General features: G+C 67.4%; 24 protein-coding genes and 1 riboswitch. Of the genes, 13 read left to right on the top strand and 11 right to left on the bottom strand.

Features of this window, described 5'->3' with window-relative positions; genetic code table 11:
- Positions 1-7 precede the first annotated feature (7 nt).
- Genes sfnG through AC50YC_RS10200 form a run of 3 tightly spaced genes read left to right on the top strand, consistent with a single transcriptional unit; the run spans position 8 to position 3,041 of the window.
- On the top strand, positions 8-1,216 hold the full coding sequence (sfnG, locus tag AC50YC_RS10210; RefSeq protein ID WP_494953425.1) for a dimethylsulfone monooxygenase SfnG: 1,209 nt from the start codon (positions 8-10) through the stop codon (positions 1,214-1,216).
- The gene (locus tag AC50YC_RS10205; protein ID WP_494953424.1) at positions 1,216-2,547 is read left to right on the top strand and encodes an O-acetylhomoserine aminocarboxypropyltransferase/cysteine synthase family protein; all 1,332 of its coding nucleotides are present in this window, start codon (positions 1,216-1,218) and stop codon (positions 2,545-2,547) included. Before sfnG ends, AC50YC_RS10205 begins: the two co-directional genes overlap by 1 nt.
- Positions 2,544-3,041 carry a CoA-binding protein gene (locus tag AC50YC_RS10200; RefSeq protein WP_494953423.1) on the top strand — a complete coding sequence of 166 codons (498 nt, stop codon included), beginning with the start codon at positions 2,544-2,546 and terminating at the stop codon, positions 3,039-3,041. Before AC50YC_RS10205 ends, AC50YC_RS10200 begins: the two co-directional genes overlap by 4 nt.
- Before the next feature lie 221 nt (positions 3,042-3,262).
- On the opposite strand, the gene AC50YC_RS10195 is transcribed toward AC50YC_RS10200, so the two are convergent.
- A complete protein-coding gene (locus tag AC50YC_RS10195) occupies positions 3,263-4,552 on the bottom strand; it encodes an adenylosuccinate synthase (protein ID WP_494953422.1) in 1,290 nt (429 codons plus the stop codon).
- Positions 4,553-4,837: 285 nt separating this feature from the next.
- Positions 4,838-4,942, top strand: a riboswitch (SAM riboswitch).
- 11 nt (positions 4,943-4,953) lie between these two features.
- Between AC50YC_RS10195 and AC50YC_RS10190 the strand changes: the two genes are divergently transcribed.
- Together AC50YC_RS10190 and AC50YC_RS10185 are read left to right on the top strand one after the other, a co-directional pair.
- Positions 4,954-6,162 carry a cobalamin-independent methionine synthase II family protein gene (locus AC50YC_RS10190; protein WP_494953421.1) on the top strand — a complete coding sequence of 403 codons (1,209 nt, stop codon included), beginning with the start codon at positions 4,954-4,956 and terminating at the stop codon, positions 6,160-6,162.
- Positions 6,163-6,334: 172 nt separating this feature from the next.
- Positions 6,335-6,967, top strand: a complete 633-nt coding sequence (locus tag AC50YC_RS10185) for a uracil-DNA glycosylase family protein (RefSeq protein ID WP_354172686.1) — start codon at positions 6,335-6,337, stop codon at positions 6,965-6,967.
- 77 nt (positions 6,968-7,044) lie between these two features.
- On the opposite strand, the gene AC50YC_RS10180 is transcribed toward AC50YC_RS10185, so the two are convergent.
- The 3 genes from AC50YC_RS10180 to AC50YC_RS10170 all read right to left on the bottom strand — a co-directional run bounded on the left by AC50YC_RS10180 (position 7,045) and on the right by AC50YC_RS10170 (position 9,352).
- Positions 7,045-7,473 (bottom strand): DUF3151 domain-containing protein, encoded by a 429-nt coding sequence (locus tag AC50YC_RS10180; protein ID WP_494953420.1) that lies wholly within the window; start codon positions 7,471-7,473, stop codon positions 7,045-7,047.
- A 2-nt stretch (positions 7,474-7,475) separates the two neighbouring features.
- On the bottom strand, positions 7,476-8,495 hold the full coding sequence (gene fbaA / locus AC50YC_RS10175; RefSeq protein WP_494953419.1) for a class II fructose-bisphosphate aldolase: 1,020 nt from the start codon (positions 8,493-8,495) through the stop codon (positions 7,476-7,478).
- A 182-nt stretch (positions 8,496-8,677) separates the two neighbouring features.
- The gene (locus AC50YC_RS10170) at positions 8,678-9,352 is read right to left on the bottom strand and encodes a TrmH family RNA methyltransferase (RefSeq protein WP_494953418.1); all 675 of its coding nucleotides are present in this window, start codon (positions 9,350-9,352) and stop codon (positions 8,678-8,680) included.
- Positions 9,353-9,404: 52 nt separating this feature from the next.
- On the opposite strand from AC50YC_RS10170, the gene AC50YC_RS10165 reads away from it, so the two are divergent.
- Positions 9,405-10,259, top strand: a complete 855-nt coding sequence (locus tag AC50YC_RS10165; RefSeq protein ID WP_024367380.1) for an HAD-IIA family hydrolase — start codon at positions 9,405-9,407, stop codon at positions 10,257-10,259.
- A 9-nt stretch (positions 10,260-10,268) separates the two neighbouring features.
- Here AC50YC_RS10165 and AC50YC_RS10160 read toward each other — a convergent pair whose 3' ends face one another.
- The 4 genes from AC50YC_RS10160 to pyrE all read right to left on the bottom strand — a co-directional run bounded on the left by AC50YC_RS10160 (position 10,269) and on the right by pyrE (position 13,565).
- Positions 10,269-11,309, bottom strand: a complete 1,041-nt coding sequence (locus AC50YC_RS10160; protein ID WP_494953417.1) for a thioesterase domain-containing protein — start codon at positions 11,307-11,309, stop codon at positions 10,269-10,271.
- Positions 11,310-11,392: 83 nt separating this feature from the next.
- Positions 11,393-11,998 (bottom strand): hypothetical protein, encoded by a 606-nt coding sequence (locus AC50YC_RS10155; RefSeq protein WP_494953416.1) that lies wholly within the window; start codon positions 11,996-11,998, stop codon positions 11,393-11,395.
- Between the two features lie 115 nt (positions 11,999-12,113).
- The gene (locus AC50YC_RS10150; RefSeq protein ID WP_494953415.1) at positions 12,114-12,887 is read right to left on the bottom strand and encodes a GAF and ANTAR domain-containing protein; all 774 of its coding nucleotides are present in this window, start codon (positions 12,885-12,887) and stop codon (positions 12,114-12,116) included.
- A 93-nt stretch (positions 12,888-12,980) separates the two neighbouring features.
- A complete protein-coding gene (pyrE, locus tag AC50YC_RS10145) occupies positions 12,981-13,565 on the bottom strand; it encodes an orotate phosphoribosyltransferase (RefSeq protein WP_494953414.1) in 585 nt (194 codons plus the stop codon).
- A 137-nt stretch (positions 13,566-13,702) separates the two neighbouring features.
- Here pyrE and acsA point away from each other — a divergent pair, with 137 nt between their 5' ends.
- Genes acsA through AC50YC_RS10120 form a run of 5 tightly spaced genes read left to right on the top strand, consistent with a single transcriptional unit; the run spans position 13,703 to position 19,174 of the window.
- Positions 13,703-15,565: an acetate--CoA ligase gene (gene acsA / locus AC50YC_RS10140; RefSeq protein ID WP_494953413.1), complete on the top strand. Its 1,863-nt coding sequence runs from the start codon at positions 13,703-13,705 to the stop codon at positions 15,563-15,565.
- Positions 15,562-16,596, top strand: coding sequence for a pyruvate dehydrogenase (acetyl-transferring) E1 component subunit alpha (gene pdhA, locus AC50YC_RS10135; RefSeq protein ID WP_494953412.1), 1,035 nt, complete (start codon positions 15,562-15,564; stop codon positions 16,594-16,596). Before acsA ends, pdhA begins: the two co-directional genes overlap by 4 nt.
- Positions 16,593-17,573: an alpha-ketoacid dehydrogenase subunit beta gene (locus AC50YC_RS10130; RefSeq protein WP_494953411.1), complete on the top strand. Its 981-nt coding sequence runs from the start codon at positions 16,593-16,595 to the stop codon at positions 17,571-17,573. The genes pdhA and AC50YC_RS10130 overlap by 4 nt, the downstream gene beginning before the upstream one ends.
- Positions 17,566-18,918: a dihydrolipoamide acetyltransferase family protein gene (locus AC50YC_RS10125; RefSeq protein ID WP_494953410.1), complete on the top strand. Its 1,353-nt coding sequence runs from the start codon at positions 17,566-17,568 to the stop codon at positions 18,916-18,918. The genes AC50YC_RS10130 and AC50YC_RS10125 overlap by 8 nt, the downstream gene beginning before the upstream one ends.
- Before the next feature lie 13 nt (positions 18,919-18,931).
- A complete protein-coding gene (locus AC50YC_RS10120; RefSeq protein ID WP_494953409.1) occupies positions 18,932-19,174 on the top strand; it encodes an acyl carrier protein in 243 nt (80 codons plus the stop codon).
- A 9-nt stretch (positions 19,175-19,183) separates the two neighbouring features.
- Here the strand turns inward: AC50YC_RS10120 and AC50YC_RS10115 are convergent, their stop codons facing one another.
- Together AC50YC_RS10115 and AC50YC_RS10110 are read right to left on the bottom strand one after the other, a co-directional pair.
- Positions 19,184-19,771, bottom strand: coding sequence for a dihydrofolate reductase family protein (locus AC50YC_RS10115; protein ID WP_494953408.1), 588 nt, complete (start codon positions 19,769-19,771; stop codon positions 19,184-19,186).
- A gap of 19 nt (positions 19,772-19,790) precedes the next feature.
- Positions 19,791-21,032: an FAD-dependent oxidoreductase gene (locus tag AC50YC_RS10110; protein WP_494953407.1), complete on the bottom strand. Its 1,242-nt coding sequence runs from the start codon at positions 21,030-21,032 to the stop codon at positions 19,791-19,793.
- A 196-nt stretch (positions 21,033-21,228) separates the two neighbouring features.
- On the opposite strand from AC50YC_RS10110, the gene nadE reads away from it, so the two are divergent.
- Complete coding sequence (nadE, locus tag AC50YC_RS10105) at positions 21,229-22,050, top strand: NAD(+) synthase (RefSeq protein WP_494953406.1); 822 nt, start codon at positions 21,229-21,231, stop codon at positions 22,048-22,050.
- A 61-nt stretch (positions 22,051-22,111) separates the two neighbouring features.
- Here the strand turns inward: nadE and AC50YC_RS10100 are convergent, their stop codons facing one another.
- Positions 22,112-22,888, bottom strand: coding sequence for an IclR family transcriptional regulator (locus AC50YC_RS10100; protein ID WP_494953405.1), 777 nt, complete (start codon positions 22,886-22,888; stop codon positions 22,112-22,114).
- Between the two features lie 198 nt (positions 22,889-23,086).
- Here AC50YC_RS10100 and AC50YC_RS10095 point away from each other — a divergent pair, with 198 nt between their 5' ends.
- Positions 23,087-23,827, top strand: a complete 741-nt coding sequence (locus AC50YC_RS10095) for a CoA transferase subunit A (RefSeq protein ID WP_494953404.1) — start codon at positions 23,087-23,089, stop codon at positions 23,825-23,827.
- Positions 23,828-23,846 lie beyond the last annotated feature (19 nt).

Genomic DNA, 23,846 nt, shown 5'->3' with positions numbered 1-23,846 from the left:
AACTCCCATGACTGACATCAGCAACGTCGCCCGTCTTTCCGATCCACTCAAGTTCGCCTACTGGGTTCCGAATGTCTCCGGCGGCCTCGTGGTTTCCACCATCGAACAGCGCACCGGCTGGGACTTCGACTACAACAAGAAGCTGGCCCGGATCGCGGAGAACTCCGGCTTCGAGTACGCGCTGACCCAGACCCGCTACGCCGCCTCGTACGGCGCGGACAAGCAGCACGAGGCCACCTCGTTCAGCCTCGCGCTGCTGGCCGCCACCGAGCGGCTCAAGGTGATCTCGGCCGTCCATCCGGGCATGTGGCACCCCGGTGTGCTGGCGAAATTCATCATCACCGCGGACCACATCTCCAACGGCCGCGCCGCTGTCAACGTCGTCTCGGGCTGGCTTAAGGCGGAGTTCGAGAACTTCGGCCTCGAGTGGCTCGAGCATGACGAACGCTACGTCCGCACCGAGGAATTCATCAAGGTCCTCCGCGGGCTGTGGACCGAGCAGGACTACAGCCAGTCCGGGAAGTACTACAACATCACCGACTTCACCCTCCAGCCGGCACCGGTGGACGTGCCGGGCCGGGCGCACCCGGAGATCTTCTTCGGCGGCAATTCCACCGCGGCGCAGGCCACGGCCGGCCGGGTGGCGGACTGGTACTTCTCCAACGGCAAGGACCTGGAAGGCTTCAAGGAGAACATCGCCGGCGTCGTCGCTTCCGCAGGGGAAAGCGGGCGCGGCACCGAGGGAGCCCTCGCCGCCCCGAAGTTTGGCCTGAACGGCTTCGTAATCTCGCGCGATTCCGAGAAGGAAGCCCGCGACACCCTCCGCGAGATCGTCGCGAAGGCGCACAAGCCCGCCGTCGAGGGTTTCCGCGCCGCGGTCCAGGAAGCCGGGGCGTCCACGCAGGACGGCAAGGGCATGTGGGCCGACTCGAGCTTCGAGGACCTGGTCCAGTACAACGACGGCTTCAAGACCCAGCTGATCGGCACCCCGGAGCAGATCGCCGAGCGCATCGTGGAGTACAAGAAGATCGGCGTGAACCTGTTCCTCACCGGCTACCTGCACTTCCAGGAGGAGGTCGCGGCCTTCGGCCAGGACATCCTGCCGATCGTCCGCGAACTCGAGGCCGACCTCGCCCGGAAGCACGGCACCGAACTCGTCCCCACCGGCACCCCGGCCGCTCCGGCCGGCACTACCGGCGAGCTGGTGAGCGCGTAATGGCCGACCGCAAATTCGGTTTCCGCACCCGCGCCCTGCACGCCGGAGGAACGCCCGACGCCGAGCACGGCGCCCGGGCCGTGCCGATCTACCAGACCACGTCCTTCGTGTTCAAGGACACCCAGGACGCCGCCAACCTTTTCGCGCTGCAGAAGTACGGCAACATCTACTCCCGGATCGGCAACCCCACGGTCGCCGCGTTCGAGGAGCGCATCGCGTCCCTGGAGGGCGGCATCGGCGCGGTGGCCACGTCCTCGGGCATGGCCGCGGAGTTCATCACCTTCGCCGCACTCACCCAGTCCGGCGACCATATCGTCGCGGCTTCCCAGCTCTACGGCGGCACCGTGACCCAGCTGGACGTCACGCTGCGCCGCTTCGGGGTGGACACCACGTTCGTTCCCGGCACCGACCCGGCGGACTACGCCGCCGCGGTCCGCGAGAACACCAAAGCGATTTTCGTCGAGGTGGTGGCCAACCCGTCGTCGGAAGTCCAGGACCTTGAGGGGCTGGCAAAGGTCGCGCGCGACGCCGGCATCCCGCTCGTCGTCGACGCCACCTTGAGCACGCCGTACCTCGTGCGGCCGATCGAACACGGGGCGGACATCGTGATCCACTCCGCCACCAAGTTCCTGGGCGGGCACGGCACCACCCTTGGCGGTGTGATTGTCGAGAGCGGCCGCTTCAACTGGGGCAACGGAAAGTTCCCCACCATGACCGAGCCGGTGGCTTCCTACGGCAACGTCTCCTGGTGGGGGAACTTCGGCGAGTACGGCTTCCTGACCAAACTCCGCTGCGAGCAGCTGCGCGACATCGGACCCGCACTGTCCCCGATGTCTGCGTTCCAGCTCCTGCAGGGCGTGGAGACCCTCCCGCAGCGCCTGGACGAACACCTCAAGAACGCCCAGGCCGTGGCGGAATGGCTCGAAGCGGACGAGCGTGTGGCCTACGTGAACTTCTCCGGCCTGCCCTCGCACCCGCACTTCGAGCGGGCCAAAAAGTACCTGCCGCTGGGACCGGGTTCGGTGTTCTCCTTCGGGGTGAAGGGCGGCCGGACCGCCGGCCAGAAGTTCATCGAGTCCCTGCAGCTGGCCTCGCACCTGGCTAACGTCGGCGACTCACGGACCCTCGTGATCCACCCGGGCTCCACTACCCACCAGCAGCTCAGCCCGGAGCAGCTCGAATCCGCCGGCATCCCCGAGGATCTGGTCCGGATTTCAATCGGGCTGGAAGACATCGAGGACATCCTCTGGGACCTGGACCAGGCTTTGGACTTGGCGTGTGAGGGGTCCGCCTCTGAAGCCGACACCTGCACGATCGGAGCACTGTCATGAGCAGCGAAGAAACCCGCACCTGGGCCGGACCGTCGGCGCCGGAGCGGCTGAACCTGCTGCGGCAGGCGAAATCGATCGCGATTGTGGGCGCCTCGGACAAACCGTCCCGGGCAAGCTATTTCGTGGCGACCTACCTGCAGTCCTCCACGCGCTACAAGGTGTACTTCGTGAACCCGGTGGTCAAGGAGATCCTGGGCGAGCCGACGTACGCCTCGCTCGCGGACCTGCCGGAGAGCCCGGACATTGTGGATGTGTTCCGCAAGCACGACGACCTGCCCGGCGTCCTGGACGAAGCCATCGCCGCCGGCGCCAAGACGCTCTGGCTGCAGCTTGGCTCGTGGCATGAGGACGTGGCGAAGGAAGCGGAAGCTGCCGGCCTCGAGGTCGTGATGGACCGCTGCGTGAAGATTGAGCATGCCCGGTTCCACGGCGGCCTGCACCTGGCCGGCTTCGATACCGGGGTCATTTCCTCCAAGCGGCAGGTCCTGGCCTAGCCCCCTGCACGTTTCCGCGGCGCTTTCGGACGAGCGCACCCCGGGTCCCAGCCGCGCCCGTCTGAAAGCGCCGCGGTAATCGGTACGCCGCGCCTCAGCCCGGGACCCGGCGGGGCTTCGATGGACCGTTGAGGGACAGGGAACGGGAACAGGGGCTTAACGACGGCGGCGGGCCACCTTTTCAGGTGACCCGCCGCCGTCGTGCGTCAGCTTCTGGAACGTCAGTCGTTGATCAGGTCGTTGATCACGATGGTCTGGTCGCGGTCCGGACCGACGCCGATGGCCGAGAAGCGCGTGCCGGAGAGCTTCTCCAGGGCCAGCACGTAGTTCTTGGCGTTCTCCGGGAGGTCCTCCAGGGTGCGGGCGCCGGTGATGTCCTCGGTCCAGCCTTCGAAGAACTCGAAGATCGGCTTGGCGTGGTGGAACTCGGTCTGCGTCATCGGCATTTCATCGTGCCTGACTCCGTCGACGTCGTAGGCCACACAGACCGGGATCTGCTCGATGCCCGTGAGCACGTCCAGCTTGGTGACGAAGTAGTCCGTGAAACCGTTGACGCGCGAGGCATGGCGCGCCAGCACGGCGTCGTACCAGCCGCAGCGGCGCGGCCGGCCGGTGTTGACGCCGAACTCGCCGCCCGTCTTCTGCAGGTACATGCCCATGTCGTCGAACAGCTCCGTAGGGAACGGACCTGCGCCGACCCGGGTGGTGTACGCCTTGATGATGCCGATGGAGCGCGAGATGCGGGTGGGGCCGATGCCCGAGCCCACGGAGGCGCCGCCGGCCGTCGGGTTCGAGGAGGTCACGAAGGGGTACGTGCCGTGGTCGACGTCCAGGAAGGTGGCCTGGCCGCCTTCCATCAGGACCACCTTGCCCTCGTCCAGGGCGGTGTTCAGGACATAGGTGCTGTCGATGACCAGTGGGCGGAGGCGCTCGGCGAAGGACAGGAAGTACTCCACAATCTCGTCCACCTCGATGTCGCGGCGGTTGTAGACCTTGACCAGGAGTTCGTTCTTCTGGCGCAGCGACCCTTCAACCTTCTGCCGCAGGATCGAGGCGTCGAAGACGTCCTGCACGCGGATGCCGAGGCGGGCCACCTTGTCCATGTAGGCCGGGCCGATGCCGCGGCCGGTGGTGCCGATGGCGCGGGAGCCGAGGAACCGCTCGGTGACCTTGTCCAGGACCTGGTGGTAGGGCGCCACGAGGTGGGCGTTGGCGGAGACGCGCAGCTTGGAGGTGTCGGCGCCGCGGGCTTCGAGGCCGTCGATTTCCTGGAACAGCGCCTCAAGGTTCACCACGCAGCCGTTGCCGATGATCGGAACCGCGTTGGGGCTCAGGATGCCGGCCGGAAGGAGCTTGAGCTCATACTTCTCACCGCCTACGACGACGGTGTGCCCGGCATTATTGCCGCCGTTGGGCTTGACGACGTAGTCGACTCGGCCACCAAGCAGGTCAGTGGCCTTACCTTTGCCTTCGTCGCCCCATTGGGCTCCGACGATCACGATTGCTGGCATGGGATCCTCCCCCATTCGTTCGGGCCAAAGTCCGTATGACTCACCGGGGTGGTCACCGGAGCTCAGCACCGTTCATGAGAATGCCCCGAATCTACCGCTGTGCTCGATCCATCAACGCCAGAGTCCGGGGCTCTTACCACCCAAGTTTAGCCGATCAGGGTCGCGGCAGCTCATTTGACCATCCAATGGACTTCCCGCCGGGCACGGCCTGCGACCGTGCGTCCAGCCAGCGGAACTCCGGCGCCCGGACTTGCGCAAGCCCGCCCGGTGGAATTGAGTGAGAGTTGACCATCCCGAGCGGCCGAGGGACCTGGACCGTTGACGCCGCAGCAACCCTGCCCGGACACAGCAATGTGACGGCAACGGTGCTACCGCCAGGACCGATGGAAAGGAAGCGCCCCATGCGCCACAACACCGACCATATCCGCGCCACCCACGCCGGCTCGCTGCCCCGCACCCCCGAGCTCATCGCCGCGAACGAGGCCAAGGAAGCAGACGGCGTCTCCCCCGAGTTCCTGGATCTGCTGGAAACGTCCGTGGTGGACATCGTCCAGCGCCAGAAGGACCTCGGCATCGGTATCCCCAACGACGGCGAATACGGGCACACGATGTCCAGCTCAGTGGACTACGGCGCGTGGTGGAACTACTCCTTCAGCCGGCTGGGCGGCCTCGAGCCGACAGAGGTGGACCGTTGGGCTGACGCCGCGGTGCACCGCTCCACACCAGGCAACATTGTGCTGACCTCCTTCCCGGACCGGCGCGACCGGCAGAAGTTCAACGAGGCCTACGACGATCCGTCCTCCGGAATCCTGGCGCACCGCAAGAGTGTCACGCAGCCGAAAATTGCCGGCCCGCTGCACTACACCGGGCAGGCCCTCGTGGGCTCGGACATCGCCAACCTCAAAACCGGCCTGGCCGCCGCCGGGCTGACCGACGGCTTCGTCGCCTCCCTCTCTCCCGGTTCCTGCGCCCGCGTCGCCAACGAGTACTACAAGACCGACGAGGAACTCCTGTACGCCTGCGCGGACGCCATGCGGGAGGAGTACAAGGCCATCATCGACGCCGGGCTCACGGTCCAGCTCGACGATCCGTCGCTGGCCGAAAGCTGGGACCAGATCAACCCGGAACCTAGCCTGGCGGACTATCTCAAATTCATCCAGCTCAGGGTTGAAGCCACAAACTGGGCCCTGCGAGACCTTCCCCAGGAGCAGATCCGGCTGCACGTCTGCTGGGGTTCCTGGCACGGCCCGCACACCACGGACATTCCTTTCGCGGACATCATCGGCTCCGTGCTGCAGATCAATGCGGGCGGCTACTCCTTCGAGGCCGCCAACGTCCGCCACGAGCACGAATGGCGCGTCTGGGAGGACACCAAGCTCCCCGACGGAAAAGTCATCATCCCCGGCGTCGTCTCCCATGCCACCAACGTCGTCGAGCACCCCGATCTGGTGGCGGACCGGATCGTACGCTTCGCCACATTGGTGGGCCGGGAAAATGTGATTGCCTCCACAGACTGCGGTCTTGGCGGCCGCGTGCACCCGCAAATCGCCTTTGCCAAGCTGGAATCCCTGGGGGAAGGCGCCCGCCGCGCCACCACCCGGCTCTGGTAACCAGGCGCCGGGAAGAAACGTCATTTCGCAGGGCTTGATAGACTAATAAAGATCGACCAGGAATCGGTCAACACCACATTTTCAAACCACACCGTACTTGGCGTGCCCGGTGCTCGGCGTGCCCGCGTACGGTCTGGCAGCTTCACCAATCCCGCAGGAGACTCAGCAATATATGACAGCCTTGGCCACTGAAAATTCCCGCGAACAGCTTCTGAGCCGCCGCTACGAACCTAGCGTCGCGGCTGTCAACGAGCTGTGCGACACGCTGCAGGCGACCAAAGCTGGCACCAATGTCCCCTATGTGGACCCGATGCACGACGTGGACGAGTGCCGCATCATCAGCCTCTTCTCCAACATCGGAACCGAGGATGAGTCTGGCTTCATCACCGCCGGGGACGAGGAAGCGGCCACCCGCCTGCTCGGCGTCCAGTGGAAGCTTGGCCTGCGCCCTGAGTACGTCATGCCCTGGAACGTCCACCCCTGGTACGTCCCGGGCGAGCCCAACGGCAAGTTCACGCCGGACCAGATTTCCGCAGGTTTGAAGCCGCTGCTGAAGTTCCTCGCCGTCGTGCCCCGCGCCTCAGTGATTGTGGCTCACGGCACCGAGGCCAACCGCCTCGCGAACCTGCTCCTCAAGACCGAGGTGCCCATGATCTGGCGCCGCGGCCTCAAGACCTACAAGGTCCGCTCGCTCAGCGGCCGCGCCTTCGCCGGCACTCCGGCCCGCCAGGAGCAGTACCTCGAAGAGATGGGCACCGTCTACGCGGACGCCATGGCCCGCACCGGTCTGGCCAAGACCAGCTAGCACGCATTAACGACGGCGGGCGCCCACCTTCTGGTGGACGCCTGCCGTCGGACTTTAAGCCGCGCTCCGCGTTGAGGCTAGCGCTTTTCGGCTTCGATGGCTGCTTTGGCGGAGGGGTCCGAGTCCTTGAGGAACTTCTCGATCCGCTCCGGTTCCTCGGCCTCGCCGATCGCCGCGGACGCCCGGCCCAGCGAATACAGGGCACGCAGGAAGCCGCGGTTCGGTTCGTGGTCCCACGGGATGGGCCCGACGCCGCGCCAGCCGTTGCGGCGCAGCGAATCCAGGCCGCGGTGGTAGCCGACACGGGAGTAGGCGTAGGAATCGATGGTCCGGCCCTCTTTCCACGCTTCCTCGGCCAGCACGGCCCAGAGCAGCGAGGAGGTCGGGTGCTTTTCCACCAGGTCCAGGGCTTCCTGGCCCGCATCAAGCGCTGCATAGACTTCCGTCTCGGCAGGCAGGTGCGTGGGCTCGGGACCCATCAGGTTCTTGCGGAACTCGTCCGACATGCCTAGAACGTCTTGCCGGTGGAGCCGAGCTGCTGCGCGGCCTCGACCACGCGGGCCGCGAGGCCGGCCTCGGCGGAGGCGCCCCAGACGCGCGGGTCATACAGCTTCTTGTTGCCGACCTCGCCGTCAATTTTCAGCACGCCGTCGTAGTTGCGGAGCATGTGGTCCACCACGGGGCGCGTGTAGGCGTACTGGGTGTCGGTGTCGATGTTCATCTTGATGACACCGTAGGAGACGGCGTCGGCGATCTCCTTCTCGGAGGAGCCGGAGCCGCCGTGGAACACCAGGTCGAACGGGTTGGCCTTGCCGATCTTGGCGCCCACCTGCTCCTGGATGTCCTTGAGGATCTCCGGGCGGAGCTTGACGCCGCCGGGCTTGTAGACGCCGTGCACGTTGCCGAAGGTCAGCGCCGTGATGTAGCGGCCGTTCTCGCCGGAGCCGAGGGCGTCGATGGTGGCGAGGGCGTCCTCGACCGTGGTGTACAGCTTGTCGTTGATGGCGTTCTCGACGCCGTCTTCCTCGCCGCCGACGGTGCCGATCTCGACCTCGAGGATCATCTTGGCGGCAGCGGTGCGCTCCAGCAGCTCACGGGCGATGCGCAGGTTTTCCTGCAGGGTCTCGGCGGAGCCGTCCCACATGTGGGAGTTGAAGAGCGGGTTGCGGCCGGCCTTCACCTCGGCTTCGGAGGCTGCCAGCAGCGGCAGGACAAAGCCGTCCAGCTTGTCCTTGGGGCAGTGGTCCGTGTGCAGGGCGATGTTGACGCCATAGTTCTTGGCGACTTCGCGGGCAAACGCGGCGAAGCCAAGCGAGCCGGCCACCATGTCCTTGGTGGAGGCGCCGGACCAGTAGGCTGCGCCGCCGGTGGAGACCTGGACGATGCCGTCGGACTCGGCCTCGGCGAAGCCTCGGAGGGCCGCGTTCAGGGTCTGGGAGGACGTGACGTTAACGGCGGGGAACGCGAAGCCACCCGTCTTGGCGCGGTCGATCATCTCGGAGTAGATCTCTGGGGTTGCAATGGGCATGCTGACTCCTAAAGTGAATTTCGTCTGCGGGCTGGGCTCACCCTGGAGTGAACCTCGTCGGCTAGGAACCATCCTAGCCATTCCTGCGCCCGGGCAGTGTCTCCGGTCACTCGCGCCTGTAATACTCGCCCGCGGGTGACCCCGTTCGCCGGGTCAACAGCGCGCACCGGCCGCCCCCTCCCCTACCCCGGGAGCTGGTTGAACACGTGCCGGCGGATCCAGGCATGCATCGCGATGGCGGCGGCCGAGGCGGCGTTGATCGAGCGAGTCGAGCCGAATTGCTCGATCGACAAAGTGTCCACGGCCGCTTCGTGGACCTCGGGGGAAAGTCCCGGGCCCTCCTGGCCGAACACCAGCACGCAGTCCCTGGGCAGTTCGTAGGTTTCCAGCGGGACGGAGTCCGGGAAGATGTCGATGCCGATGATCGCCAGGCCCTCCCCCTGCGCCCACTCCACGAACTCCGCGACGGTCGGGTGATGGCGGACGTGCTGGTACCGGTCGGTGACCATGGCCCCGCGGCGGTTCCACCGGCGTCGACCGATGATGTGGACCTCCTTGGCCAGGAACGCGTTGGCGCTGCGCACGACCGTGCCGATGTTCATGTCGTGCTGCCAGTTTTCGATCGCGATATGGAAATTGTGCCGCTTGGAGTCCAGGTCCGCGACGATCGCCTCGTGCTTCCAGTAGCGGTACTTGTCCACCACGTTGCGGCGGTCCCCGTCCGCCAGCAGGTCCGGGTCCCAGTGATCGCCCTCCGGCAGTTCCCCTTCCCAGGGGCCGACGCCGACCTCCGCCCTGGCCTCCTCCTCGGCCACAGTGCCGGAAAGGGTTTCGCTGGGGATCTCTGGTTCAGTCACGACTCAACATTAGACTGGGACTGGCATCGGCACATTATCGGCGGAGGACAGCATGGCGGAGCAGCAGGCAGACCACAGGGAAGACTCGGACCACGTGCTTTCATCGAAATCCGTGTACCGCAGCGGCCAGGAAATCGAGTGCTGGCTGACCGACATGGACGGTGTCCTGGTGCACGAAAACCAGCCCATCCCGGGCGCTGCCGAACTCATCCAGCGCTGGGTGGACACGTCCAAGCGCTTCCTCGTCCTGACCAACAACTCGATCTTCACGCCCCGGGACCTCGCCGCCAGGCTGAAGAGCTCGGGCCTGGAAATCCCGGAGGAGAACATCTGGACCTCCGCCCTGGCCACCGCACAGTTCCTCAAGGACCAGGTGCGCGGCTCGGATTCCGGCAACCGCGCCTACACGATCGGCGAAGCGGGCCTGACGACGGCGCTGCACGAGGCCGGTTTTATCCTCACCGACCAGGATCCCGACTTCGTGGTGCTCGGCGAGACCCGCACCTACTCCTTTGAAGCCATCACCATGGCCATCCGGCTGATCTTGGGCGGGGCGAGGTTCATCGCCACCAACCCGGACGCGACCGGGCCCTCGAAGGACGGCCCCATGCCTGCCACCGGCGCGATCGCGGCGCTCATCACGAAGGCCACCGGCCGGGAACCCTACATTGTGGGCAAGCCGAACCCGATGATGTTCCGCTCAGCCATGAACCAGATCGACGCGCATTCAGAAACCACGGCCATGATCGGTGACCGGATGGACACCGACATCATCGCGGGGATGGAAGCGGGGCTGCACACGGTGCTGGTGCTCAGCGGTATCACCCACAAGGATGACATCGCCGCCTACCCCTTCCGGCCCAACCAGATCCTGAACTCCGTGGCCGACCTGAAGAACCAGATCTAGGACCCCGCCCTAAACGACGGTTTTCTTGCCTCCGCCGGAGGGCAGCGGAAGGAACTGGTCCTGCAGCTCCTCAATGAGAGGCCGGTAAACGAACGGATTCCAGCCCGGGCTGGCGTGCGCCGGCCGCGCGCCGTCGGTCCGCAGTGAGTCTGCAACGAAGTTGTCCTTGAAGGTCAACGACCACGTGTCACGGGCTGTCTCGTAGTCGACCGTCCGGTCCCGCGGGTTGCCGATAAAGGCCATCCGCGTCCCGCCGAGCTTTCCCGCGAAGCGGGTGGCGTCGAAGTGGTAAATGTAGGCGGACTCGGACTGGATCAGCACGCTGGAGGGCGCAATCGGCGAGAGCTGTTCCAGGGTCTGGTCCACCACCTGTCCCCAGCTGCGCTCGTCCTTGTGCAGCATCCGCTCACCCAGTTCGTAGCCGCCGCGCAGCACCGAGGGGAACCGGAATCCGCTCTCGTAGAGGAACACCACCCCCTCAAACCAGCTCTGGTCCAGCACGTCGTACTTGCTGCACGGGCTGGAGTCCAGCAGGATAAACGCCACCTCAATGCCGTGCAGTTCCCGGAGCCGGGCGGCGACCTGGGTAGCCACCATGCCGCCGAAGCTGTGGCCGTAGAAGTAGAACGTGGTCAGTTGATGCGCCCGCGCGTGCTCGACCACGGCGATCACGATTTCGTCGATGTCGATGCCCACGTTGGAGTATCCGACGGCGGCGAGCTGGCCCCGCTTGTTCAGAGCTCCGCGCAGCGTATTCAGGATCCACAGGGCTTCCTCCCAGCTGGTCTTATAGCCTGGAAAGAGGAACCAGCTGGCGTTGGGAAAGTATCTCTCCGCAGTCTCGTCCGGCACCGTGAGGACTCTATGCACACGGCGTTCGGCCTGCACACGGCGCGTGAACAGCATGTCCGCCGCCAGCACGGAGGCGGCGCCCGTACCGGCCAGAAAGCCCCTCCGGGAGAACCGCTTGAGTTCAGCGGCGTGCCGAAGCACACGGGCGTCGGCCGGGCCGTCCCCGCCCACATCCTCAACTTCAGGCTCACGCGGCACATCTCTACCGTAGCCACCGAGGAACACGGATAAGAAACGACGCCGGATAACAGCTCTGTTACAGCCTGGCCGGGTGGGGCCGCCTAGACCGGTTTCGGTTCCCGGCCCGCTTCGGGGCGGCTGATTTCGAGGCCCGCGTCGCGCCGGACGGTTTCCAGGCCGACTTCGCGGCGGCTGATTTCGAGGCCGATTTCGTTATAGGTCGCGAGCAGCTGCGAGCGTGCCATGTCCGCCGGGTTGTCCAGCAGACCGAACACGGAGTCGCTCGCGGCGAGCAGTTCGGCGTCGGAGAAGACGTTCAGCGGGCGGGTCCCGGAGGTGTCAATGGACGCCGTGAAGTCCGTCGAGAGATCGAGCGACGGCAGCGCGGCGACGGCGGTTTCCAGGTACGGGTTCAGCTCGAGGGACACGCCGGCTGAGCTCGGGAGGGCGCCGGCGGTGTCGACGAGCGCTGCGGCGCCGTCGATGGCGTTGAGGTCGTTGCGGAGGCCAGCCAGCGCCGAGGATTCCACGAAGGCGGCATTGCCGAGATTCACCCGAATGTGGGACGTGATACCCATCCGGCGGACGCGCTGGATCAGCTGCATCAGAGTGGGGCGGGAGTGCTGCGTGAGGCTCCCCCGGACATCGATCCGGAGGACATCAGAGGCGATGTCCAGCTTGGCTTGGGCGTTCAACGAGGTGTCCATAGGTACTCCAAAAAAGGGTGTCTATGGCCGACGGCTCAACCTCGTTCAGCGTATAGGCCGCAGGGGGTGCACACAAGTCATATGGCCCTACCGGTTCGCACGTGACGCTGCCTGTTTAGCCGGCTTCTCTCTGGCCGGGTTCCTCGAAGTGGGTCCGGGACGCGGTGCCGCCCACGGACTGGACCAGGGAGGTGGCGATGTCACGCAGCTTGACGTTCCCGTTGCTGGACGCGTCGGTGAGGATCCTGACTGCTGCCTCCTGGTTGCAGCGGTTCTGCGCCATGACAATCCCGATCGCCATGTCGATCACGGTGCGGGACTCGAGGGTGGCCCGCAGGTTGGTGGCGCTGTCAGTGTGAAGGGAGAAGCGGACGGCGAGCCGGAGCGCCTGTGAGATCTGACGGGTGTAGCCGCGGGCCCGGGCGGCAACGTCGCCGTCGAACTTGCGCGGCGCATCGGAATACAGGTTCAACGCCGCCTGGGCCTCGCCCTGCAGGTGGAACGGCACGGACAGCACCGAACGAAGGCCGTGCGACGCGACGGCGTTGGCATAGTCCGGTCCCCAGCGGTCCTCTTCGAAGAGGTCCGGAACGTAGACTTCGCGTTCTTCCTGCGCCGCCGTCAGGCACGGCCCCTGCGCGAGCCGGTACTGGATTTCGTCCACTTCGCGGGCGGAGTCGCTGCTCCAGCCGATGGTCGCGGCCTTGCGGTCGCGCAACAGGGTGATGCCGCACAGGGCATCGTCGCCGGCGCCGGCTACCTGGTGGGCGGAGAAACGAGCGAGTTCGTTGAGGAAGTCCTCAAAATCGGTGCTGTCCAGAATGAGGTTTTGGATCTGGTCAACGGTGCTGAGGGGTTCAGATTGGAGGATTTCTTCGGGCAGGAGCATGGCGCTTGGTCTCCGGAGGGGTGTGGTGGGTATTCCAAGATGATAATTCACGGTCTATTCACCGTCCACACGCGTCCGCTGAAGGAGGAACTCCTAGCTGAGGCCGAGTTCGTCCTTGCCGAAAGCGAAGAGGTAGGGAACACCGGCCTCTGCCTCGATCTTTTCCTTGGCACCGGTGTCGCGGTCCACGATCACGGCGACGGCGACCACGTTGCCGCCGGCCTTGCGGACGCCCTCGACGGCGGTCAGCGCGGAGCCTCCGGTCGTGGAGGTGTCCTCCAGCACCAGCACCTTGCGGCCCTCGACGGCGGGGCCTTCCACCTGGCGGCCCATCCCGTAGGACTTCTGCGCTTTCCGGACCACAAACGCGTCCACGGGGCGTCCGGCGTCGACGGCGGCGTGCATAACAGCGGTGCCCACCGGGTCGGCACCCATGGTGAGTCCGCCGGCGCACTCAAAGTCGATGCCGGCGTCGTCCAGCAGTGAGAGCATGACCTGGCCGACGAGCTTGGAGGCCTCGTGGTGCAGCGTGATCCGGCGCAGGTCGATGTAGTAGTCGGCCTCGGCGCCGCTGGAGAGGATAACCTTGCCGCGCACGACGGCCAGCTCCTTGATCAGCTCAAGCAGGCGGGCACGGGCGGCAGCAGCGTCAGCTGCAGGGGCACTGTTGGCAGTCATGGGACCCAGTTTAGTGGCTGGCCGGTACCGGTTCCCCCTCCGGCCCGTTGATGTCGGGCAGCCGTCCGAAGGCTCCCGTTCCGGCGCCGGGTCTTTGTCCTCTAGGAACCCTTGCCGGGCAGGAGTGCGATGGAACCATGACGGCAGGAACGGAACCTTCGACCCGCTGGCCCGCGATTCCCAAAGACGTCGGCAGCTTCCGGGTCCGGCCGAACCTCGTGGATTATGACGCAGCCTATGCCGCCTTCTCCTGGGACGAAGCCCGGCATCAACTGTCCGGGCTGCCCGGTGGCCGCGGCGTCAACATCGCCTATGAGGCAGTGGACCGGCACGCCGCCGGGGGGCATGCCGGTCATGAGGCGCTGCGGTTCGTGCGGGCCGACGGCAGCAGCCACTCCCTGAGCTTTGCCGAACTCGCGGAACAAACCGGCCGCTTCGCCGGAGTGCTGCGCAGCCTCGGCGTCGGGCGCGGCGAGCGCGTCTTCTCGCTCACCGGGCGCGGACCGGCGCTGTACATTGCGGTGCTGGGCACGCTGAAGAATGCCAGCGTCTTCTGCCCGCTGTTCTCCGCCTTCGGCCCGGAACCGGTCCGCCAGCGGCTGCAGCTCGGATCCGGCCGTGCCCTGGTCACCACCCGGGCTCTCTACCGCAAGAAAATCGCCCACCTCCGCGACTCGCTCCCGGAACTCCAGCACGTCCTGCTGACCGACGCCGACGGCCGCCCGGAGCCAGGCACGCTGGACCTCGCTGCGCTGATGCGCGCAGCTCCGGCCGACGGCGGGATTGCCGCGACGCAGGCCGAGGACATGGCCCTGCTGCACTTCACGTCCGGAACCACTGGGACCCCAAAGGGCGCCATCCACGTGCACGACGCCGTCACCGCGCACCACGCGACCGGCACCGCCGCCCTGGACCTGCACCCGGAGGACGTGTACTGGTGCACGGCCGACCCCGGCTGGGTCACCGGAACCTCGTACGGCGTGATCGCGCCGTTGACCCACGGCGTGACGACCATCGTGGACGAAGAGGAAATGGACGTGGACCGCTGGTACCGGATCCTCGCCGAACAGCACGTCACCGTCTGGTACACCGCCCCCACGGCGCTGCGGATGCTGATGAAGGCCGGGGCGGACCGCGCCCGGGGCCATGACCTGTCCGCGCTGCGCTTCGTCGCCAGCGTCGGGGAACCGCTCAACCCCGAGGTCGTCGTCTGGGGCAAGGAAGCCTTCGGCCAGCCCGTGCACGACAACTGGTGGCAGACCGAAACCGGCGGCATCATGATCTCCAACTTCGCCGCCACCGAGATCCGCCCCGGTTCGATGGGCCGGCCGCTGCCCGGCGTCGAGGCGGGCATCGTGGCCCGGGATGCCCAGGACAAGCCGGTCGTCCGCGACGGCGAGGCGGTCCTCGTGACGGCACCGGACGCCGTCGGTGAACTGGCCCTGCGGCCGGGCTGGCCGTCGATGTTCCGCGGCTACCTGCATGAGGAGGAACGCTACCGCCGCTGCTTCGTGGGCGGCTGGTACCTCACCGGCGACCTCGCCAGGCGCGACGCCGACGGCTACTACTGGTTCGTCGGACGCGGCGACGACGTCATCAAGTCCTCCGGGCACCTGATCGGCCCGTTCGAGGTGGAGAGCTCGCTGATGGAACATGAGGCCGTGGCCGAGGCCGGGGTGATCGGGGTTCCCGACCCGGTCGCCGGCGAGGTGGTCAAAGCGTTCGTTGAACTGCGGCCCGGCTGGGAGCCCTCCGAGGAACTGCAGCTGGACATCATCGGCTTCGCCCGCAAACGGCTCGGCCCGGCGGTGGCCCCCCGGCTGCTGGACTTCACCACGGCCCTGCCCCGGACCCGCAGCGGCAAGATCCTCCGGCGCCTGCTCAAGGCCCGCGAACTCGGGCTCCCGGAGGGCGATACCTCCACAATCGAGACCCCGGCCGGTCCGCCGGAACCGGACGGACAACAGCCGGGCGGACACCCGCCGGAGCCACGGCCATGACCCGGCCCCTGGACCCGCCCGGCAGCCGCCTGGACCCCGCGCACGGGCGGCACCTGCTGCTGCAGATGCTCCGCGTCCGCCGGCTTGAGGAAAAATGCGTCGAGCTGTACAGCGCCGCCAAGATCCGCGGCTTCCTGCACGTCTACATCGGTGAGGAAGCCGTCGCGGTGGGGGTGCTGGAATCCCTAGCCCCGGAGGACGCCGTCGTCGCCACCTACCGGGAGCACGGCCACGCCCTCCTGCGCGGGGTCCCCGCGGGGGCGATCCTCGCCGAGATGTACGGCTACGTGGAGGGCTGCTGCCGCGGCCGCGGCGGGTCCATGCATTTGTTCGACGCCGCCACCCGCTTCTTCGGCGGGAACGCGATCGTCGCCGGGGGGCTGCCGCTCGCCGTCGGGCTGGCCCTCGCGGACAAGATGGCCGGGCGCTCCCGCGTGACCGTGTGCTTCTTCGGCGAAGGCGCTGTCGCCGAAGGGGAATTCCACGAAAGCCTCAATCTCGCCGCGCTGTGGCAGCTGCCCGTGCTGTTCTGCTGCGAGAACAACCTTTACGCCATGGGCACTGCGCTGGGCCGCTCGGAGTCACAGACGGACATCGCGCTCAAGGCGGCCGCCTACGAGATCTCGGCGTGGGCGGTGGACGGCATGGACGTCCTGGCCGTCGAGAAAACGGCCCGGCGCGCGGTGGACGCCGTCCGTTCCGGCGGCGGACCGCATTTCCTGGAACTGCGCACCTACCGTTTCCGGGCGCACTCGATGTTCGACCCGGAACGCTACCGCGACAAAGCCGAAGTCGCCCGCTGGCTCGAACGTGACCCGATCAGCCTGCTGCGCGCCACGATGGAGGCCGCAGGCCAGCTCTCCGCGCAGGACTGGGAACAGCTCGAGGCTGACGCCGACACGGAGGTCGCCGCCGCCGTCGAATTCGCCGAAGCCGGAACGCCCGAACCGGTGCAGGACCTCACCCGCTTCGTGTACAGCGAACGTGGCGCCGGACCGACAACCGGCACCGGCGAAGGGCTTGAGCCATGAAATCCAGCTACCGCGAGGCACTCCGGGCCGGCATCCGCGATGCCATGCTCCGCGACGAGCGGGTTTTCCTGATGGGTGAGGACGTCGGGGCGTACGGCGGATCCTTCGCGGTGAGCTTGGGCCTGCTGGAGGAATTCGGGCCCGGGCGGATCCGCGATACGCCGCTCTCGGAGTCCGGCTTTGTCGGAGCGGGAATCGGGGCGGCGCTCGGCGGAATGCGCCCGATCGTGGAAATCATGACCGTCAATTTCAGCCTGCTCGCGCTGGACCAGATCGTGAACAACGCCGCCTCACTGCTGCACATGTCCGGCGGGCAGTTCAACGTCCCCATCGTGATCCGGATGACCACGGGCGCCGGCCGCCAGCTCGGGGCACAGCATTCGCACAGCCTGGAGGGCTGGTACGCGCACATCCCCGGGCTGCGCATCCTCGCCCCCGCCACGCTCGCCGACGCCCGCGGCATGCTGTGGACCGCGCTGGAGGATCCCGACCCGGTGCTGATCTTCGAGCACGGCTCGCTCTACAACGTGACCGGGGAGCTCGACGACGCCGCCGGCCCGGTGGACATCGACACCGCCGTGGTCCGGCGCCCCGGGGACGACTTGTCGCTGATCACCTACGGCGGAACCCTTCCGGCAGTGCTCGGCGCCGCAGGACAGCTCGCGGACGAGGGCATCGACGCGGAGGTGCTGGACCTGCGCACGCTGCGGCCGCTCGACGAGGCCGCCATCCTCGCCTCGGTGCGCAGGACCCACCGGGCGGTGGTCGTGGATGAGGGGTGGCGCAGCGGAAGCATCTCCGCCGAGATCAGCGCCCGGATCACCGAGCACGCGTTCTACGAGCTGGACGCCCCGGTGGGACGGGTCTGCAGCGCCGAAGTGCCGATCCCTTACTCCAAGCACCTGGAGATGGCCGCCCTGCCATCCGTCGAGCGGATTGTGGCCGCAGCCAAGGAGGCGATCGCGGCCAGTGGGTGACTTCCTGATGCCGTCCCTCGGGGCTGACATGGAGCACGGCAAGATCGTCGAATGGCTGGTCAAGCCCGGGGACTATGTGCGCCGCGGGGACCTTGTGGCGGTGGTGGACACCGACAAGACGGTCATGGATGTGGAGTCCTTCCAGGAGGGGGTCGTCGCCGAACTGCTCGTGGGCCTCGGCGAAACCGTACCGGTGGGCACCCCGCTGGCCAGGATCACACAGACCCCGGCCGAGGTGGGGGCTCCCCGCCAGGAGGCGCCCGCACCTCCGGTCCGGGGCGCGGCCGCGAAGGCCGCGGAAGCTCCACCGATCGCGCCACCGATCGCTCCTCCGGTGCGGCATCTGGCACACCGGCTGGGCGTGGACACAGCCAGGATCCACGGCACCGGCAAGGGCGGCGCCATCACCCGGGCCGATGTGGAGCACGCCGTGGCGGCCAGTCCGTCCGGGGCACGGGTCCGTTCCTCGCCGCGGGCCAGGCGTCTCGCCGCCGAACTCGGCGTCGAGCTTTCCGCCGTCAGCGGCACCGGACCGGAGGGGGCCGTGACCGTGGCGGACGTTCAGCACGCCGCGGCCAGCCACCCGGCGGCCGCACCGCCTGGCGTGGCCGTGCCGGTGGCCGGGGCGCCGGCCGCGGGGACACCGGTTTCCGGGAAACCTTTGGAGGCCCGCGAGCGCGTGGCCAGCCTGCGCCGCGCCGTCGGGGCCCTGATGTCGCGCTCGAAGAAGACCATCCCGCACTACTACCTGAGCACCACCCTGGACCTGCGCGCCGCCGTCGACTGGATGCAGTCCGTCAATGCCCAGCGGCCGGTCGCGGCCCGGCTGGTCCCCTCCGCGCTGCTGCTCAAGGCCGCCGCGCTCGCGGCCAAGGACGTCCCGGAGATGAACGGGTTCTACGACGACGACGGCGGTTTCCGGCCCAGCGCGTCCGTGCACCTCGGTGTTGCCGTCGCCCTGCGCCAGGGCGGCCTGGTGGCCCCGGCCATCCACGACGCGGACACCCTGCCGGTCGACGTGCTGATGGAGCAGCTGCGGGACCTCGTCAGCCGCGCCCGGGCCGGACGGCTGCAACGCGCCGAAATGGCGGATCCCACCATCACCGTGACGAACCTGGGGGACCTCGGGGTGGAGAGTGTCTTCGGTGTTATCTATCCCCCGCAGGTCGCGATGGTCGGCTTCGGCCGGGTCCTGGAACAACCGTGGGCGCAGAACGGGATGCTCGGCGTCCGGCCCGCTGTCACCGCCACCCTTTCCGCCGACCACCGGGTCAGCGACGGACTCCGCGGGGGCCGCTACCTGGCACGGATCGACGAGCTGCTGCAGACACCGGAGGAACTGTGAAACGGGACGAACCATGAACGAACAGGACGCCCGGGCGGCGGTGCAGGCGGCTATCGGCAAGGTGGCGCCGGACGTGGACCTGGCCGAGGTGGACGAGGACGCCCGGCTCCGGCAGGACCTCGAACTCGATTCGCTGGATTTCCTCCGGCTGGTCGAAACGATCGACACGGCCACCGGCGTGGACATCCCGGAGCGGGACTACCCGGCGGTGGCCACGGTGAAGGGACTGATCGGCTACCTCGAGGCCCACGGCTAGGCTGGTGTTCTACCCGCCGGAACGCCCCGCACCGACCGCGTAGTGGAGCTCGACCAATCCGGCGTCGTAGGTCGTCGCGCTCCGCAGGCTCAGCAGGGTCGGGTCCTGGCGGGCCGGGACCACGCTACGGCCTGCGCCGATCGCGACTGGCATCACAACGAGCCGCACGGCGTCGACTTCGCCGGCCGCGAAGAACGCCTCGCTCAAGGTCAGGCTGCCCCACAGCACAATGGTGCCCTCGACCTCGAGCTTGATCCGGCGGATCGCCTCGACCGCGTCTCCGGATTCGATGGTTGCCGCAGGCAGGTCACCCCACGGCGCGTTCTTGAGGCTGCGGGAAAAGACGATGCGGCGCAGACCGTTCAGTGCCGGGGCAATGATTTCCCCGTCGGAGGCCGGCGTAGGCCAGAATTCCACGAACATGCGGTAGGTGGAGGCGCCGAGCACCATGGCGTCCACGGTGTCGAGCCAGGCCAGCTGGCTGCGGTCGAATTCTGTGGTGCCCCCTTCGAGCATCTGGTAGGCGTTGAATTCGTTGTTGGTGTTGGCCGCGAACCCATCGGCGGTCACGAATTCCTGGACAACCAGTTGTCCCATGATCGGCCCCTCTTCCCAGTTACCGGCGCTGCGGGGCGCGCCGGGCGAACGCGGGGGCGTGTTCCGGCCGCGGCCCGAAAGCCACGAACCGCGGAACCACCTTGCCGACGGCCGGGAGGTGCCTCGCCACGAACAGCAGGACGGCCGGCGCCCCTGCCCGCGTTCCGGTCATGATCGGCTCAAACAGCAGACGGTGCATCACCCGCTGCACAGTCTGCACGACGACGGTGGGTGTCCGCCGCCGTCGTTCAACTTTCGCCAGGTCCCCGCGGGAGACCCGGCCCCGGAGCAGCGCCGGGGCCAGGCAGTCCGCGGCGGCCACGGCGTCCTGGATAGCCAGGTTGATCCCGACCCCGCCGGCCGGTGACATCGCATGGGCGGCGTCTCCAATGCAGAGCAGACCGTTGATGTGCCAGTGGCGCAGCCGGTCAAGGCGCACGTCCAGCCAGTGCAGATCCTCCAGCGAGGCGATCGCGTCCACGCGGTCGGCGAGATCGGGGCGGAGCCCCACGATCCGGCGCCGGAAGCCCTCAACGCCCTCGGCGCGGATCCGGGCGTCGGTGCCCTTCGGCGCGAGGTATCCCATTTGGAAATAGTCGGTGCGGTTGAGCGCCAGCAGTGCCTCGCCGCGGCCGAAGGCAGGCACGATTCCCGCGATCTCGCCGCGCTCGGAGGCGAGCCGCGGCAGACGGAACCACCAGGTGTCGAACGGCACCGGATACTCCTTCGGGGCCAGCCCTGCCGCGGCGCGCAGCGCGGAATGGCGCCCGTCCGTCGCAACCACCACGTCCGCCCCGAGATCGCCCGCGGCCCCGTCCGCGGTCCGGTAGCGGACGCCCGTGACCCGGCCGCCGTTTCGGACCAGCGAGGTGGCCTTGTGGCCCATCCGCAGGCTGAAGGACGGTTCCTGGGCGGCGGCGTCGGCCAGGAAATTCAGGAAGTCCCATTGCGGCATCATGGCCACGTAGTTGTAGGGCGGCGGCAGCGAATCGAAGTTGCCCATGGTCACGGGCGGACCTCCGGGCACCGGGAAGGCGACGTTGCTCAGCCGGCTTTGCGGGAGCCGGCGGAACTCCTCGCCCAGGCCCAGCTCATCGATCAGCCGGATGGTGGACGCATGGACGGTGTCGCCGCGGAAGTCCCGGAAGAAATCGTTGTGCTTCTCCAGTACCGTGACCTGCACCCCGGCCCGCGCCAGCAGCAGACCCAGCATCATCCCGGCCGGACCGCCGCCGACCACCACACACCCGGTCTTCTCCATGGCCATACGCTACGCCTGCCCGGGGTGCCGCGGGAGGGGTTTTCGCGGCGGTTTCGGGCGTGCGCCGCGGTTTCGGACCCGCGCGGCGGAGATCCGCGTAGCGCCGGTCCGAAAGCGTAGCGCCACCCGAAATCCGCAGCGCCGGCCCGACGGACATAGTTGAGCGCGGTTGACACTGCTGACTAGGCTTTGAGTCATGCGTGAACTCCAGGCGAAGATCATCGACGAAATGGGCGTGCAGCCCCGGATTGACCCCGCCGGGGAGGTGCGCAAACGCGTCACGTTCCTCAAGGACTATCTCACGGCGACCCACACCAAGGGATTCGTCCTCGGCATCTCCGGCGGGCTGGACTCCTCCCTCGCCGGCCGGCTGGCCCAGCTTGCCGTCGAAGAGCTCACGGCCGAAGGTGTGGAGGCCAACTTCGTCGCCGTCCGCCTTCCCTATGGCGTGCAGCACGACGAGCACGACGCCCAGGCCGCCCTGGACTTCATCCAGGCCAAGACCGAGTGGACGTTCAACATCTCGGCGGCCGTGGATGGCTTCGAGGACGAATTCGAGAAGACGGTGGGCAACGGGATCTCCGACTTCCACAAGGGCAACACCAAGGCCCGCACCCGCATGATCGCGCAGTACGCCCTCGCCGGCGAGCACAATTACCTGGTCATCGGCACGGACCACGGCGCGGAATCAGTCACCGGCTTCTTCACCAAGTACGGTGACGGCGGCGCGGACATCCTGCCGCTGTTCGGACTGAATAAGCGCCAGAACCGTGCCCTGCTCGCTGAGCTGGGCGCCCCGGCCCGGATCTGGGAGAAGGTCCCCACGGCCGACCTCCTCGACGGCCAGCCCGGCCGCACCGACGAGGACGAACTGGGCCTCAGCTACGACACGATCGATGACTACCTCGAGGGCCGCGACATCCCCGTGGCCGCAGCCGAGCTGATCGAACAGAAATACCTCCGCACCCGGCACAAACGCACCGTCCCGGTCACCATCTTCGACACCTGGTGGAAGTAACCGGCCCCGGGATTTAGGCCGTCGGGAGCCGGCGCCGCCGGTCTCGGCACCAGCCAGGCGCCTACGTGGCGCCCTGCAGCAACGTGGAGATCCGGTGGGCCTCATCCATCAGGAGGCGCCCGAGCATCTCTTGCCGTTCGCCTTTGAAGCGCGGCTCGATGCCCGTCAGTGACAGCGCCCAGGCCGGGCGCCCGCGCTGGTCGAAGACGGCCGCCCCCATCCCCCAGCTGCCTTCCAGCACGAGCCCCGGATTCACCGAGTAGCCGGCCTGCCGCGTCGCAGCAAGGTTGGCGCGGACCAGCGGCTCGGTGTGGGCTGCGGCGAAACTGCCTGCGTGCGCGGGCCAGTCCGCCAGCAGTTCCTCCTGCTCCGCCTCGGGCAGGAACGCCATGATGGCGGTCCCGGCGGAAGCGACCCCGAGCGGGAAGCGGACGCCCTCGTGCAGCACGAACGACCGCACCGGAAAGCTGCCCTCCTCCCGGAGCAGGCACACCGTTTCGGCGCCGCGCCGGATGGAGAAGAAGGCACTTTCTCCGGTCGCCTCGGCTAGCCGGCGGAGGCTGGGCCGGGCGATGTCCTCCAGCGGAAACCGCGCCGAGGCCACCGAACCCATCAGCAGGATCTCCGGACCCAGCACCCAGTTGCCGCTGACCGGATCCTGGTCCAGCAGTCCCTCGGAGGCCAACGAGGAGAGCAGCCGGTGCACGGTGGGGCGGGTGAGCCCGGATTCCCTGACGAGTTCCACGAGCGGGGAGCCCTCCGGCTTCCGTCCGACAATACGCAGCAGCGACGCGACACGGCTGACAACCTGCGCGCCCTGGACCGGTGGTGACGTCATATTTCCTTGAACCTCGACTTTAATCGACCCAAACCATCCACATTGTGGATAGTCCTCAGCCTACCGTCCACACTGTAAAAACGGCACCATTGAAACCAAAACATCCCATTGACAGCCCACATTTCGGCCCCGTAGGCTCCAACAGCAGAGGAACAGTCCACAAAGTGGATTGCATCAAGAGCTCAATGAGGAGATGCGATGTCAAAGCTGAAATCCGGAGCGGCCGCCGCGCTGCAGGACGTACTGCGGGACGGCATGACGCTCGCCGTCGGAGGCTTTGGCCTCAGCGGCATCCCGGCAGACCTGATCGAGGCGGTGCGCGATTCGGGCGTCAAAGACCTCACCGTGGTGTCCAACAACATGGGCGTGGACGGCAAGGGCCTCGGCGTGCTGATTGAAGCCGGCCAGGTCCGCAAGGTCATCGCCTCCTACGTGGGCGAGAACAAGCTCTTCGCCGAGCAGTACCTCGCCGGCAAGCTGGAGGTGGAGTTCACCCCGCAAGGCACCCTGGCCGAGCGCCTCCGCGCCGGCGGCGCCGGCATCCCGGCCTTCTACACCAAGACCGGCGTCGGGACCCTCGTCGCTGAAGGCAAACCGCTCGCGGAGTTCGACGGCGAGACGTTCGTCCAGGAACGTGCCATCAAGGCCGACGTCGCCCTGGTGCACGCCCACACCGCCGATACCGACGGCAACCTGATCTACCGCTACACCGCACAGAACTTCAACCCCGTGGTCGCCGCGGCCGGCGCCGTGACCGTCGCGGAGGCCGAGGTGATCGTGGAGCCCGGTCAACTGGACCCCAACCACATCATCACCCCCGGGGTTTTCGTCCAGCGCCTGGTCCAGGCCAGCAACCGGGTCAAGGACATCGAACAGCGTACCGTCCGCCCCCGCGCCGAAGCCTCCGAATCAGCCGACGCCACGTCCGTTCCGGCCTGAGCGCCGCCCCTACTTTCTT

It is taken from the genome of Pseudarthrobacter sp. MDT1-56, from assembly GCF_059383555.1.
The sequence above is the reverse complement of the archived record's forward strand: the minus strand, read 5'-3'. Positions and strand labels throughout refer to the sequence as shown.

What these genes read in the sequence shown, in the direction of transcription:
- sfnG (WP_494953425.1), top strand. Translation starts at nt 8, where the DNA reads ATGACTGACATCAGCAACGTCGCCCGTCTTTCCGATCCACTCAAGTTC.
- AC50YC_RS10205 (WP_494953424.1), top strand. Translation starts at nt 1,216, where the DNA reads ATGGCCGACCGCAAATTCGGTTTCCGCACCCGCGCCCTGCACGCCGGA.
- AC50YC_RS10200 (WP_494953423.1), top strand. Translation starts at nt 2,544, where the DNA reads ATGAGCAGCGAAGAAACCCGCACCTGGGCCGGACCGTCGGCGCCGGAG.
- AC50YC_RS10195 (WP_494953422.1), bottom strand. Translation starts at nt 4,552, where the DNA reads ATGCCAGCAATCGTGATCGTCGGAGCCCAATGGGGCGACGAAGGCAAA.
- AC50YC_RS10190 (WP_494953421.1), top strand. Translation starts at nt 4,954, where the DNA reads ATGCGCCACAACACCGACCATATCCGCGCCACCCACGCCGGCTCGCTG.
- AC50YC_RS10185 (WP_354172686.1), top strand. Translation starts at nt 6,335, where the DNA reads ATGACAGCCTTGGCCACTGAAAATTCCCGCGAACAGCTTCTGAGCCGC.
- AC50YC_RS10180 (WP_494953420.1), bottom strand. Translation starts at nt 7,473, where the DNA reads ATGTCGGACGAGTTCCGCAAGAACCTGATGGGTCCCGAGCCCACGCAC.
- fbaA (WP_494953419.1), bottom strand. Translation starts at nt 8,495, where the DNA reads ATGCCCATTGCAACCCCAGAGATCTACTCCGAGATGATCGACCGCGCC.
- AC50YC_RS10165 (WP_024367380.1), top strand. Translation starts at nt 9,405, where the DNA reads ATGGCGGAGCAGCAGGCAGACCACAGGGAAGACTCGGACCACGTGCTT.
- AC50YC_RS10155 (WP_494953416.1), bottom strand. Translation starts at nt 11,998, where the DNA reads ATGGACACCTCGTTGAACGCCCAAGCCAAGCTGGACATCGCCTCTGAT.
- AC50YC_RS10150 (WP_494953415.1), bottom strand. Translation starts at nt 12,887, where the DNA reads ATGCTCCTGCCCGAAGAAATCCTCCAATCTGAACCCCTCAGCACCGTT.
- pyrE (WP_494953414.1), bottom strand. Translation starts at nt 13,565, where the DNA reads ATGACTGCCAACAGTGCCCCTGCAGCTGACGCTGCTGCCGCCCGTGCC.
- acsA (WP_494953413.1), top strand. Translation starts at nt 13,703, where the DNA reads ATGACGGCAGGAACGGAACCTTCGACCCGCTGGCCCGCGATTCCCAAA.
- pdhA (WP_494953412.1), top strand. Translation starts at nt 15,562, where the DNA reads ATGACCCGGCCCCTGGACCCGCCCGGCAGCCGCCTGGACCCCGCGCAC.
- AC50YC_RS10130 (WP_494953411.1), top strand. Translation starts at nt 16,593, where the DNA reads ATGAAATCCAGCTACCGCGAGGCACTCCGGGCCGGCATCCGCGATGCC.
- AC50YC_RS10120 (WP_494953409.1), top strand. Translation starts at nt 18,932, where the DNA reads ATGAACGAACAGGACGCCCGGGCGGCGGTGCAGGCGGCTATCGGCAAG.
- AC50YC_RS10115 (WP_494953408.1), bottom strand. Translation starts at nt 19,771, where the DNA reads ATGGGACAACTGGTTGTCCAGGAATTCGTGACCGCCGATGGGTTCGCG.
- AC50YC_RS10110 (WP_494953407.1), bottom strand. Translation starts at nt 21,032, where the DNA reads ATGGAGAAGACCGGGTGTGTGGTGGTCGGCGGCGGTCCGGCCGGGATG.
- nadE (WP_494953406.1), top strand. Translation starts at nt 21,229, where the DNA reads ATGCGTGAACTCCAGGCGAAGATCATCGACGAAATGGGCGTGCAGCCC.
- AC50YC_RS10100 (WP_494953405.1), bottom strand. Translation starts at nt 22,888, where the DNA reads ATGACGTCACCACCGGTCCAGGGCGCGCAGGTTGTCAGCCGTGTCGCG.
- AC50YC_RS10095 (WP_494953404.1), top strand. Translation starts at nt 23,087, where the DNA reads ATGTCAAAGCTGAAATCCGGAGCGGCCGCCGCGCTGCAGGACGTACTG.